We start from the raw sequence: 11,985 nt of genomic DNA on the forward strand, positions 1-11,985 counted from the left end.
ATGTGATCATCGCGACTTAGTCGCTCCCACGGCAGGCATCCCTCCCACCCAGCGGCCGTCAGGTCACCACGAAGCTGATGCGCAGGTTCACGCGCCACTCGGTGACGTTGCCGCCGTCGTCGGTGACGACCTTGATCTCGTTCACCCAGGCGCCCTTGATGTTCTTGACGGTCTCGGAGGTCTTCTTGAGGCCGACCTTCACGGCGTCTTCCATGCTGGTCTTGGACGCGGCGTTGACCTCGATGATCTTGGCGACGGACATGATGCGCTCCTCCACGGTGGCCGGCCCAATGCCGGGCGGACACCGTAGTCCCGCCGGCGTTAAGGCCACGCCACGCGCATGCCGGTGCTAGCATCTGCCCATCATGAATCCGGCCCCCAACCTGATCCTCGTCGGCCCCACCGGCGCGGGCAAGACCTCCATCGGCAGGCGCGTCGCCGAGCGCTTCGGGCTGGTGTTCGTCGACGCGGACCAGGCCATCGTGGACCGTACCGGCGCGAGCATCGCCACGCTGTTCGAGCACGTGGGCGAGGCCGGCTTCCGCGAGCGCGAGAAAACCACCCTGCGCGACCTGCTGGCCGGCCGTGGCCAGCTGATCTCGACCGGTGGTGGCGCGGTGCTGGACGCCGACAATCGGATGCAGATGAAAAAACGTGGCTTCGTGGTCTACCTGCAGGTCAGCGTGGAGGCGCAGCTGAAGCGATTGGGTCGCTGCACCAACCGGCCGCTGCTGCAGCGCCCGGACCGCGAGCAGGTGCTGCACGACATGGCCGTGACGCGCGAACCGCTGTACCGCGAGATCGCCGACCTGACCCTGGACACCGACGGCCTGACGCCGCCGGAAGCCACGGCCCGCCTGACCCAGCTGCTGGCGCACCGCTGGCAGCCCATCGAAGAGAACGCATGAACCACGCACGTACCGTCGATGTCGGCGGCGAAATCCCTTACACGATCACCATCGGGCCGGGCCTGCTGGGCGACGGCGCCGCGCTCGCGCAGCACGTGCGCGGCCGGCACGTGCTGCTGGTCAGCGATTCGGTCGTCGCGCCGCTGTATGCCGGTGCCGTGCGCGAGGCGCTGCATGCCGCGCGCCCGGACCTGGCCATCGGCACCTTCATCCTGCCGGCGGGCGAGGAATCGAAGACGCTGGCCCACTTCGGCCACGCCATCGACGCGCTTGCCACGTTGGGCGCCTCCCGCGATGCCTGTGTGATCGCCCTCGGCGGCGGCGTGGTCGGCGACTTGGCCGGCTTTGCGGCCGCCTGCTGGATGCGCGGCGTGGATTGCGTGCAGGTGCCGACCACGCTGCTGTCGATGGTGGATTCGTCGGTCGGCGGCAAGACCGCGGTGGATATTCCGCAGGGGAAGAACCTGGTCGGCGCCTTCCATCCGCCGCGTGCGGTGTTCGCCGATACCGCGGCGCTGGCCACGCTGCCGCCGCGCGAACTGCGCGCCGGGCTGGCCGAAGTGATCAAGTACGGCGCGATCCGCGACGCACGCTTCTTCCAGTGGTTGGAACAGGAACGCGCCGCGCTGCTGGCGATGGACGGCGACGCGCTAGCCCTGGCCATCGCCGCCAGCTGCGAGCACAAGGCGGAGATCGTCGCCCGCGATCCGCTGGAGAAGGGCGAACGCGCGTTGCTGAACTTCGGCCACACCTTCGGCCATGCGATCGAGACCGAGCAGGGCTACGGCGGCCTGGGCAACGACAATCTCAACCATGGCGAGGCCGTGGCGGTGGGCATGGTGCTGGCGGCGCGACTGTCCGCCGACCTGGGCCTGGCGCCGGCCGCCGCCGCCGAACGCCTCGAAGCGCTACTGGCGGCCTATGGTCTGCCCGTCCGTATCCCCGCGGGACTGGCACCGGACGCGCTTCTGGCCCGGATGCGGCTGGACAAGAAGAACCTCGCCGGACGCCTGCGGCTGGTGCTGTGGCGGGGCCTGGGCCGGGCCGAGGTGGTACCGGACGTGGACGAAAACCGCGTGCTGGCGATCCTGTCCGGCTAAAATGCCGCCATGCGCGTCTTCCTCCAGCAACGCCCCGATGCGGGCGAAGTGCCCCGCTACGTCCAGCTGACCCTCCAGCCCGACCTGTTCGGGGGCTGGGAGCTGTTGCGCGAAACCGGCCAGATCGGCGGTCGGGCAACGCTCAAGCGCGAGCAATACCTGCTCCAGGACGAGGCGAATGCGGCCTTCGAGAAGGCGCGCGACAGCCACCTCAAGCGCGGCTTCCAGCTGATGTTCGCCCGCGGCGCCGACGCGCCCAAGTAACCCTTCCCCCGGATTCCTGATGACTGCCTTGAAGAACGATCCTGCTTCCAACAGCAGATTCCTGCGCGCCCTGCGCCGCGAACCCGTGGACTGCACGCCCGTCTGGCTGATGCGCCAGGCCGGCCGCTACCTGCCGGAGTACCGCGCCACCCGCAAGGCCGCCGGCAGCTTCCTGGGCATGGCGAAGAACCCGGAGATCGCCTGCGAGGTCACGCTCCAGCCGCTGCGCCGCTATGACCTGGACGCAGCGATCCTGTTCTCCGACATCCTGACCGTGCCGGATGCGATGGGCTTGGGCCTGTACTTCGTCGAAGGCGAGGGCCCGAAGTTCGAGCGCACCGTGCGCAGCGCCGCCGACGCGTCCAAGCTCGGCGTGCCGGACATGGAGACCGAGCTGCGCTACGTGATGGACGCGGTGCGGGTGATCCGCCGCGAGCTGGACGGCAAGGTGCCGCTGATCGGCTTCTCCGGCAGCCCGTGGACGCTGGCCTGCTACATGGTGGAAGGCGGCGGCAGCAAGGACTACGCCCGGATCAAGGCGATGGCGCTGAACGAACCGGCCGCGTTGCACCGCCTGCTGTCGGTCAACACCGATGCGGTGATCGCCTACCTGGCCGCGCAGCGTGCCGCCGGCGCGCAGGCGTTGCAGGTGTTCGATACCTGGGGCGGCGTGCTGAGCCCGGCGATGTACCGCGAGTTCTCCCTGCCCTACCTGCAGCGCATCGCCCGGGAGCTGCCGCGCGGCGACGGCGCCGAGCGCACCCCGCTGATCCTGTTCGGCAAGGGCACGGCGGCCTATCTGGAAGACCTGGCCTCCAGCGGTGCCGAAGGTGTCGGCGTGGACTGGCTGATCGAACTGGGCGACGCCGCCCGTCGCACCGGCGGCAAGGTGGCGCTGCAGGGCAACCTGGACCCGGCCACGCTGTACGGTTCGCCCGAGGCGATCCGCGCGGAAGTGAAGCGCACGCTGGACAGCTACCGCGACGGCAACGGCGGCTCGCGCGAAGGCCATGTGTTCAACCTGGGCCATGGCATGTCGCCGGACATGGATCCGGAGCACGTCGCCGTCCTGGTCGATGCCGTCCACGCGTTCAGTACACGATGATCCCGCGCGGCACCGCCGCGCCCCACCCGGAGTGACGCAATGGAATGCCGCCACCTGCTTGCCCCCGCTGCTGCCGGCCTGCTGCTGGTCGCGGGCGCGCGGGCGCGCGCCGACGACGCGGTCGGCACACGCGCCCTGCAGGTGACCGGGGGCGACTTTCCCGCCCTGGTGATGGTGGTGCCGGACGAGCAGGCTGGTTTCGGTCCTGAGGTTCTGCCCGGCTGCGACCGCATCCGCGCACGCCGCCTGGACGAACTCGCGCCCGGCTGGCGCACGCGCATCGCCCGCATCGAACTGGAGTGCGAAGACACCGTGGCCGACGACGCGCGCGAGGCGCTTACCGCCGTGAGCGCGCGAGCGATGGTGGTGCCGCACCGCGTGCAGATGGCCGGACACTCCGTCGCGGAGGTGCGGCTGATGGACTCGCAGCGCTGGGGCGACCACCAGTACGTCGTCGACGCCCCCTACGCGACCGCGGCACCGGCGCTACGGCGCTTTGTCGAAGACACGTGCCGGCAGCGCACGCTGGCACAGGAAATGCCGCTGGACACCTGCACGATGGTGGAGGCCGACGCCGGCTTCTACCTGCCGCGCGACGAGGCCGGCGGCATCTGGATCCACGCCGATCCGGACGACGCGACGCGCACGCTCTACGTCGAAGCCTGGGCGGACTGACGCCATGCCTATGCGTTGCCTGCTGGTGATGTTCTGCGCCCTGCTGCCGTCCGCCTGGGCCGGCCCCTCCCTGTCCTTCGCCGGTCGCTACGGCCATACCGCGACGGCCTCGCTCGAGGATGTGGTGTGGATCGTGGAAGAGGACGGGGCGCGCTGGCGCATCACCCGCACGACGGATGACGAGGTCGCACACGCGCAGCGGCTCTCCGCCCACGGACGCGCCGCGTTCTGGTCCCGCATGGGGTGGCCGGATGCCACGTCGACGGGCGCGGACTGCCTTACCTGGGGCGACAAGCCCGGCTCTCTGGCCGACCTCCTGGCGGACACGCCGCCGGTCCCCGCGCCGTCCGGTGACGACTATGGCCATGCCGTGCTTTGCCACCTGTCGCCCGAGGCACGGGCGGGCATCGACTGGCTCGCATCGAATACCAGCGCATGGTTCTACTACGACTCCATGGCCGGGGTCATGGAAGCGCACCGCCTGCCCTGACGCCGTCAGCCCAGGCCTGAGCGCGGACTCCTCAGGCGCGGTGCGGTGCCGTCGCTGCCTTCGCCCGGCAGGCGGTATTCGAAGCGGATCTCACGCATGCCGTCCGGCACCATGATCTCCATCCTCTCCGGCGACACGCAGTGGCCGCGCAGCACATCGCGAATGGACTGGGCCTCGTTCCGCAGCCGCGTCGCGTCGTCCTGGCGCGCGATGACGGCCGACCTTAGGTAGACCGCATCGTCGGCGATCCACATTTCCTCTTCCTGCCCGTCATTCGTGCTGGCCAGGATCGCGGTCGGCCGCGGGCCGTCCGCGGGCATGGGATGCACCTGCAGCGTCTGCCAGCACGCGCCGGTATTGGAAATCCGCACATCCGCCGCGAAGCCCGCCAGCAGCATCTCGGCCTGCCGCTGCGCATCCGTGTCGGACATCGCATCGGCCTCCACGCTGTAGCGGATCTTGATGAAATAGAGGTCCCGCACCGTCATCGCCAGCACCGAGCGGTAACGTGCATCGCGCATCGACGTTTCCATGACGAAGGAGCGAGCCTTCAGCGCGAGGTGGCCCAGCATCCGCTCGCCCGCGATCGGCGCCGTCTCGAACGTGCGCGTCGGGCCGAGGCGGACTTCGCCAACATTGCGCTGCTGCGCGATCTGCACGATCTCATCGACGCTCTGCTGGAACGCCCGTTCGAACACCGGGTCGAACATCACGCCCGCAGGATAGAGATACAGGTCCATCCAGCGGTCCGGCCTGCGGGTGTCCTGATACCGGACGGCCACGCCCAGTTCTGGCTGTTCGAAGCGCTTCTCGCCCATCGATTCCCAGTCGCCCACGCGCAGCGGATACAGCGCGCGGGTGTCGGTGATGTAGTCGCCCAGCAGCGGCCGCTCCGGTTCGTCCGCCTGCGCCGGGGCGGCCAGCACGAGGATCAGCGAGAAGATCCAGCCGTGCCGCTTCCTCAAGACGCCTCTCCCGCGTCCACGATGGCCAAACGCCCCCGCACCGACGCGATCGCCGCCGCCAGCATGTCGCCGGTGACCGGCTTGCGGACGAATTCGTCAAAGCCTGCCTGGCGTGCGAGCGATTCGGCCTCCGCATCGGTGCGCGCGGTCAGCGCGATCAGCGGCGTCGTGATACCGCGCCTCCGCAGTTGCAGCGCCAACGCCATGCCGTCGAGCCCGGGCAGGTCGAGATCCAGGAAGGCCACATCGAACGGGGCGGCGGCAACCTCGGTCAAGGCGGCCAGTCCGTGCGGCGCATGCGTGACCCGATGCCCGCGCGCGCGCAACAACCCCGCGACGACATCGGCCACGGTCGCATCGTCTTCGACCAGCAGGATCTCCAAGGCTCCGGTGTGCACGGGCGAAGCGTCCATCGTGGCAGCCACGCCGACGACATCGGCCCCGGTCGCCTGCAGGCCGGGCAAGTCGACGAAGAAACGCGTGCCCTTGCCCGGCGCGCTGTCGATCTGGATCCGCCCGCCCATTGCCAGCGCGAGCTCCTGGCAGATCGCCAGGCCCAGGCCGCTGCCGCCGTAGCGGGCGGTGGTCTGTGCGCCTTCCGCCTGCTCGAAGCGACGGAACAAACGCGCCTGCTGCTCCGCGTTGATGCCGGGCCCGGTGTCGCCGACCTCCAGGCGCACGCCCTGCCCCGCCATCGGCAACGCGCGTAGCGAAACGTGCCCGGCCTCGGTGAACTTGATCGCGTTGCCCAGCAGGTTCAGCAGGATCTGCCGCAGGCGCAGCGGATCGCCGCGCACAATGCGCGGCACGCCGGCAGCGATGCCGTCGTGGAAGGCGAGCCCCCGTTTGCCGGCCACCGGGCCCATCAGCGCGACCACATCGCTGACCAGCGCGTGCAGGTCGAATTCCACCTGCTGCAGTTCGAGCTTGCCGGCTTCGATCTTGGCCAGGTCGAGCGCGTCGTTGACCAGCCTCAGCAGGTGCATGCCCGCGCGCTGGATCGCATCGGTGTAGCCCTTCTGCTGGGTGTCCAGCGGCGTGGCCTGCAGCAGTTCGGTCATGCCGAGCACGCCGGTCATCGGCGTGCGGATCTCGTGGCCCAGCGTGGCGAGGAAGCGCGTCTTCGCCAGCGAGGCCTGCTCGGCGACCTCGCGCTTGTGCTCGGCCAGCTGCCACGCGCTGCGCCGGCGCACGCGACGACGATAGGCCGCGCCGAGCGCGAGCAGCAGCAGCACGCCCAGCGCCGCGAAAAATGCCAGGCCCCACGCGCTGCGCCACCAAGGCGGCAGCACGTGCACGGCCAGGACCTGTTCGCGCGACGCATTACCGGCCGCGTCGAAGGCCTGGATGCGCAGCCGGTAACGCCCGGGCGTGAGCGCGGAGAACACGCGCTCGCCGCTGGCGCCCTGGTCCACCCAGCCGCTGTCGAAGCCTTCCAGCAAGGAACGATAGCGATTGCCCAAGGGGTTCTCGTAACTCAACAGGCGCGTACTGACGAGCAGTTCGTGGTCTTCGGGATGCAGCTCGAACCCTTCGCCCGCCGGCAGGTGCAGCACGGTGTCGCCGCGGCTGACTTGCACGCTGTCCAGCACGAGGTTCGGCGTCACTGGCCGCGGATCCGGCAGGTGCGTGTCCAGCAGCGCGACCGAACCATCGGCGGCCGTCGTGACCAGCAGGCCTTCGGCCGTCATCAGAAGACCGCGATCGTTGAGTTCCTGGCTCAGCAAGCCTTCGCGCACGCCGAAGTTGCGCAGCAGCGCGCGCGAGCCGCGCAGGTTCGCGTCGATGCGGAACAGGCCGCGCCGCGTGCCCAGCCAGACGCGGCGTTGCGGATCCACGGCCAGTCCGGTCGATTCCACGGCGGGCAAACCGTCCTCGGCGCCGATCAGCCGCTCGCGCACCCACGTGCTGCCTTCCCGCCGCCACGCTTCCACGCCGGCCATGCGATGCAGCCAGATGCGGTCGGCATGTTCGAAGGCGAAGGCGTAGACGCGCTCGGTGCCCATCGCCGGCACGGCCGCGAACCGGCCCGCCACGGGGTCCCACTGCAGCATGCCTTCGGCGCCGCCCACCCACGCACGCCCATCCGGCGCGATGGCGATGCCCTCGATATCGGGCAGGCCCGTGCCGGCATCGGCATCCTTGGCGATCGTGCGGAGCACGCGTCCGTCGGCATCGCGCTGCTGCACGCTGCCCATCTGCGTGACCAGCCACACGCTGCCGTCCGCCGCCTCCACCAGCCAGTCGATGGAGGTGGAATCCGGGACCGCGTCATCGCCCTCCGGTCCCCATTGCCTGAGCGCGCCCGTCGCGGCATCCACGCGCATGAGTCCGTTGCGATGGCCGATCCACAGCTGTCCATGCTTGTCCTGCAATACCGAGGTCAAGCGCAGTGCGCCCAGCGCCGCGGCATGGTGCGCCAGCGGCACGACGTGGCCGGTGCGCGTGTCCAGTCGTTCCACCTTGCCGGTGCTGCTGGCCATCCAGAGGCCGCCGGCACCGGCCTGCGACAGACCGCGATAGAGGCCGCCGCCCAGGCCCTGCGCCGTCGAGAACGCGGCGATGCGGCGCCAGTCCGAACGCAGGTACGCCAAGCCGCGCGTCGGCACCGGAACCCACAGGCCGCCGTCGGGCAACGCGAGCACGGTCTGCAGCACGCGGCCGATGCCGATGCCCTGCGCGTCGTAATTGACCGGCGCCGGCGCACGGTCGCCGCCGGTGCGCCACAGTCCACCTTGGCTGGCCAGCCAGTATTCGCCCTGGCCATCGCTCGCCATCGCCATCACGGCGTTGGGACGCGCGAACATCGGCGACCACGGCGGCGACACCCAGCGCCCGTCCGCCATGCGCCGGTGCACGCCGTCGGAGGCGCCGATCCAGACCGTGTCAGCGTCGGCGGTGACCGAATAGATGATCAGGCCATCGCCCGTGGGCAGCGCGATGCGCCGCACGCGACCGCCTTCGTAGGTGGCCAGCCCCGACATCGTGCCGATCCACAGCACGCCTTTCGCGTCGAAGGCCAGTGCGAGCACGTTGTCCGAGGGCAGCCCCTGCGCATCGGCCGGATCGCCGGCGAAGCGCGTGATGGTGCCGTCGCGCGCCAGCCGGTGCAGGCCGCCGCCGAACGTGCCGAACCAGAGATCGTCGCCACGGCTGGTGATCGCGAAGACATCGTCGCTGCCCATCTGCGGATGGTCCGCCTGGCGGTAATGGCGGAAGCCGCTGCGGTCGGCGCCCATGACGCTCAGCCCGCCGTTCTCCGTTGCCACCCAGATCCGGTCCGCGGCGTCGATATGCACGGTCTGCACCACGTTGCCGGGCAGCGAGGCGGCATCAGCCGGATCGTGGCGCCACACTTTGAAACCGACGCCGTCATAGCGCGCCAGGCCATCCCATGTGGCCACCCACAGGTAGCCCGAGCGGTCGCGCGCCAGGGCGGGAATGGTGGTGGACGGCAGTCCGTCGCCGGCGCCCAACAGGCGGAAGCGCGGGATCTCGGGCACGGTCGCCTGCACGGACGCGCAGACCAGCCACAACAGCAACAGCCACCCCGCACGCATCACCATGCCTGCCCGCCTCTCGTCCCTGTGACCCTTCCGGCATCGTCGCAACGGACCGTTGCACGCGCAAGCGGGGTATCTTCATGAGCCGGCCCCTAGAATCCGCCCCATGTCCGGATCGCCCGCCCGCCGTCTGCTGCTCAGCGCCCTGTGCCTGCTGGCCCTGCTGCCCGCCGCCGCTGGCGCGCGCGATGCGCTGGCCGACTATCGTCTGGACCCGGTGCATACGCGGGTGATGTTCGCGGTCTCGCACGCGGGATTCTCCAAGGCGATCGGGACCGTGTCCGGCAGTACCGGCACGCTCACGTTCGATCCGGACGACTGGACCCGCGCGAAGGTCGACGTCCGCGTACCGATCGCCCGCGCGGACCTGGGCGACGCCGACTGGAACAAAGCCACGCTGGCGAAGTCCCTGCTGGATGCGGACAACCATCCGGAGGCGCGCTTCGTTTCCACCCGCGTGGCGCCCGTCGATGCGACCCACGCGCGCGTGCATGGCAACCTGACCTTGCGCGGGGTAACGCGCGAAGTAGTCCTCGACGTGACCCTCAACGCGGCCAAGCGCCACCCGATGCCGCCGTTCCGCCGTACGGTGGGCTTCTCCGCCGCCACCACGCTCAGCCGCGCCGACTTCGGCATCACCGCCTGGAAGTCGGTGATCGGCGATGACGTCGAACTGCGCATCGAAGCCGAAGCCACCTACGACGGCAAGGCCGACGACGATGCGCCGGCCGAGAACACCCCGCCTTCCCCACCCCTTCAGACGGAGCCGACGCCATGACCCTGAAGAACACCGACGCGCGCTGGGGCGCCGTCAGCCAGTTGTTCCACTGGGTGATCGTGGTGCTGCTGCTGGTGATTGCCTACATCGGCCTGACCATGGGCGATCTGCCCAACGGGCCGCGCAAGATCAACCTCTATGCGCTGCACAAGTCGATCGGCCTGACCATCCTGGCGCTGGTCGCGCTGCGCGTGGTGTGGCGCCTGTACGCCGGCGCACCGGCGCCGGTGCCGGGAACCCCCACCTGGCAGCAGCGCATCGCGTCGGTGACGCACGTGCTGCTGTACGCGCTGCTGTTCGCCATTCCGCTGTCGGGCTGGGTGCTGAACTCGTCGGCGGGCTATCCGCTGCAGTGGTTCAAGCTGTTTAACCTGCCGGCCATCACCGGTCGCAACGACGGTGTGCACGAAGCGGCCGAAGGCGCGCACGAACTGCTGTTCTGGGTGCTTGTGGTGCTGGTGGTCGCGCATGCCGCCGCCGCGCTGTACCACCATCTCTTTCAGGGCGATGCCACGCTGACCCGCATGCTGCCGGGCCGCAAGGCCATCGCGCCGTCAGCCGCCGCGGTCGCCGCCCCCGTGTCCCCTTCCCCCACCCCGCAGGACTCCCCCGATGAAAACCCCTGACCGTGCGCGGCTCGCGCTCGCCTCCCTGTTGCTGGCCGCCGCGCCGGCCATGGCCGCCGACTACGTGCAGGCGCCGGGTTCGACGCTTGTGTTCGCCAGCAACTACCAGGGCGAAACGTTTACCGGCAAGTTCGGCAGCTTCACGACCACGATGAGCTTCGACCCCAAGCAGCTGGCCACCAGCAAGCTGGACGTCGCCATCCAGCTGGCCGGCACGCAGACCGGCAACAAGGACCGCGACGACACGCTGGTATCGGCCGACTTCTTCAACGTGGGCAAGTTCGCACAGGCGCGCTACACAGCGACCAAGTTCCGCGCCCTCGGCGGCAACCAGTACGCGGCCGATGGCACGCTCACGCTGCGCGGCGCCAGCAAGCCGGTGACGCTGACGTTCACCTGGACACCCGGTACGCAGCCGGTGCTGAGCGGCAAGGCCACGGTGAAGCGCCTGGACTTCGGCGTCGGTGGCGGCGACTGGGCCGACACCTCGACGATTCCGAACGAGGTCGCGATCAGTACGAAGGTCGTGTTGAAGCCGCGCTGACGCTTGGCGGCTGGCAGAAGCGTCGGTCGGGCGCCTCCGCCGGCACGGCGATGCGACCGAGCCCGTAGCTGAGGGCGCCGAGCACGCCGCTCTCACGACGGTCGCGATGGCACGCCAGGCAATCCGGGCGGGCGCGGATGGGGCCCATCACGCGCGCGCCGTCAGGCGCGTCGTGCACGACGATGTCCGCGCCCGCCACCAGCCTAGCCAAGGCATCGCGCTCCCACGCCTGAAGGGCGCGGATCGATGTCGGCGGCATGGGCACCGCGTCATCGTCGTCGCGGTGCTGGAAGCCCATGAAGGTCGCGCCATGAACGACGGGCGGATCGTGTCGGGCCACACCCACCAGTTCGACATCGAGCACGCAGCGGCCCGCCTCGTCGACGCCCTCGAACTGGTAGCGGCGCATCTTCGCCATCATCGGCGTCACCCGCCGCTTGCCGAACCCCTGGCTGTCGACGAAGGCGTCGACGAATTCGCCATGCATCCGCAGCAACGCGGTACGGCTGTCCTTCGCGCTGCCCCCGCGGGCGACCGGCGCGACCGCCAAGACCACGACGCACGTCAGCAGCAGCCACCGAATCCCGCCCATCGCCTAATCCCCGCAGAGCATGGCCGTCAGCCTAGCGCGCCGGCTTCGGGGTGGAATGGGAGAGACGGCGCCCGTTTCGTGGCGGGACAGCTTCACGGCTGCAGGAAGGCGGCCACTTTGCCGGCATCGAAGGGCCAGTCCAGTTCCGCACCGCTGTCGCTGCGATGCAGCACGGGCACGCGGATGCCGTAACGCGCTTCCAGCACATCGTCATCGTCGATGAAAACGCTCTCGAACTCGGGGATCCGCGCGTGCGCGAGCACCTCCAACGCCAGGTCGCAGAGGTGGCAATCGTCGCGCTGGAAAAGGATCAGGGGCATGGCAGGTGCAGGGTGAAGGGCGCGGATCCGCGACGCGCTTAGAATAGCCGCCCTT

At 69.7% G+C, this 11,985-nt stretch carries 14 protein-coding genes; 9 read left to right on the forward strand and 5 right to left on the reverse strand.

What is annotated here, in order from left to right; genetic code table 11:
- Positions 1–58: 58 nt before the first annotated feature.
- Positions 59–262: a dodecin family protein gene (locus tag AC23D6_RS15410; RefSeq protein WP_487750091.1), complete on the reverse strand. Its 204-nt coding sequence runs from the start codon at positions 260–262 to the stop codon at positions 59–61.
- Between the two features lie 103 nt (positions 263–365).
- On the opposite strand from AC23D6_RS15410, the gene AC23D6_RS15415 reads away from it, so the two are divergent.
- Genes AC23D6_RS15415 through AC23D6_RS15440 form a run of 6 tightly spaced genes read left to right on the forward strand, consistent with a single transcriptional unit; the run spans position 366 to position 4,542 of the window.
- The gene (locus AC23D6_RS15415; RefSeq protein WP_487750092.1) at positions 366–908 is read left to right on the forward strand and encodes a shikimate kinase; all 543 of its coding nucleotides are present in this window, start codon (positions 366–368) and stop codon (positions 906–908) included.
- Positions 905–2,008 carry a 3-dehydroquinate synthase gene (gene aroB, locus AC23D6_RS15420; RefSeq protein WP_487750093.1) on the forward strand — a complete coding sequence of 368 codons (1,104 nt, stop codon included), beginning with the start codon at positions 905–907 and terminating at the stop codon, positions 2,006–2,008. Before AC23D6_RS15415 ends, aroB begins: the two co-directional genes overlap by 4 nt.
- A 9-nt stretch (positions 2,009–2,017) precedes the next feature.
- The gene (locus tag AC23D6_RS15425; protein ID WP_487750094.1) at positions 2,018–2,272 is read left to right on the forward strand and encodes a WGR domain-containing protein; all 255 of its coding nucleotides are present in this window, start codon (positions 2,018–2,020) and stop codon (positions 2,270–2,272) included.
- Between the two features lie 19 nt (positions 2,273–2,291).
- Positions 2,292–3,377 (forward strand): uroporphyrinogen decarboxylase, encoded by a 1,086-nt coding sequence (hemE, locus tag AC23D6_RS15430; protein WP_487750095.1) that lies wholly within the window; start codon positions 2,292–2,294, stop codon positions 3,375–3,377.
- A gap of 39 nt (positions 3,378–3,416) precedes the next feature.
- Complete coding sequence (locus AC23D6_RS15435; protein WP_487750096.1) at positions 3,417–4,052, forward strand: hypothetical protein; 636 nt, start codon at positions 3,417–3,419, stop codon at positions 4,050–4,052.
- Positions 4,053–4,056: 4 nt separating this feature from the next.
- Positions 4,057–4,542 (forward strand): hypothetical protein, encoded by a 486-nt coding sequence (locus AC23D6_RS15440; RefSeq protein WP_487750097.1) that lies wholly within the window; start codon positions 4,057–4,059, stop codon positions 4,540–4,542.
- Positions 4,543–4,547: 5 nt separating this feature from the next.
- On the opposite strand, the gene AC23D6_RS15445 is transcribed toward AC23D6_RS15440, so the two are convergent.
- Both AC23D6_RS15445 and AC23D6_RS15450 read right to left on the reverse strand, forming a co-directional pair.
- On the reverse strand, positions 4,548–5,507 hold the full coding sequence (locus tag AC23D6_RS15445) for a hypothetical protein (protein WP_487750098.1): 960 nt from the start codon (positions 5,505–5,507) through the stop codon (positions 4,548–4,550).
- The gene (locus AC23D6_RS15450; RefSeq protein ID WP_487750099.1) at positions 5,504–9,073 is read right to left on the reverse strand and encodes an ATP-binding protein; all 3,570 of its coding nucleotides are present in this window, start codon (positions 9,071–9,073) and stop codon (positions 5,504–5,506) included. The genes AC23D6_RS15445 and AC23D6_RS15450 overlap by 4 nt, the downstream gene beginning before the upstream one ends.
- Positions 9,074–9,176: 103 nt before the next feature.
- On the opposite strand from AC23D6_RS15450, the gene AC23D6_RS15455 reads away from it, so the two are divergent.
- Genes AC23D6_RS15455 through AC23D6_RS15465 form a run of 3 tightly spaced genes read left to right on the forward strand, consistent with a single transcriptional unit; the run spans position 9,177 to position 11,018 of the window.
- Positions 9,177–9,848, forward strand: a complete 672-nt coding sequence (locus AC23D6_RS15455; RefSeq protein WP_487750100.1) for a YceI family protein — start codon at positions 9,177–9,179, stop codon at positions 9,846–9,848.
- Positions 9,845–10,474: a cytochrome b gene (locus AC23D6_RS15460; RefSeq protein WP_487750101.1), complete on the forward strand. Its 630-nt coding sequence runs from the start codon at positions 9,845–9,847 to the stop codon at positions 10,472–10,474. The genes AC23D6_RS15455 and AC23D6_RS15460 overlap by 4 nt, the downstream gene beginning before the upstream one ends.
- On the forward strand, positions 10,461–11,018 hold the full coding sequence (locus AC23D6_RS15465) for a YceI family protein (protein WP_487750102.1): 558 nt from the start codon (positions 10,461–10,463) through the stop codon (positions 11,016–11,018). The genes AC23D6_RS15460 and AC23D6_RS15465 overlap by 14 nt, the downstream gene beginning before the upstream one ends.
- Here the strand turns inward: AC23D6_RS15465 and AC23D6_RS15470 are convergent.
- Positions 10,987–11,610, reverse strand: a complete 624-nt coding sequence (locus AC23D6_RS15470) for a hypothetical protein (RefSeq protein ID WP_487750103.1) — start codon at positions 11,608–11,610, stop codon at positions 10,987–10,989. The two genes, AC23D6_RS15465 and AC23D6_RS15470, sit on opposite strands and share 32 nt — an antisense overlap.
- Positions 11,611–11,702: 92 nt before the next feature.
- Entirely contained in the window at positions 11,703–11,930 is a 228-nt protein-coding gene (locus tag AC23D6_RS15475; RefSeq protein ID WP_487750104.1) for a glutaredoxin family protein, read from the reverse strand.
- Positions 11,931–11,985 lie beyond the last annotated feature (55 nt).

The organism is Pseudoxanthomonas sp. G3, from assembly GCF_057654715.1.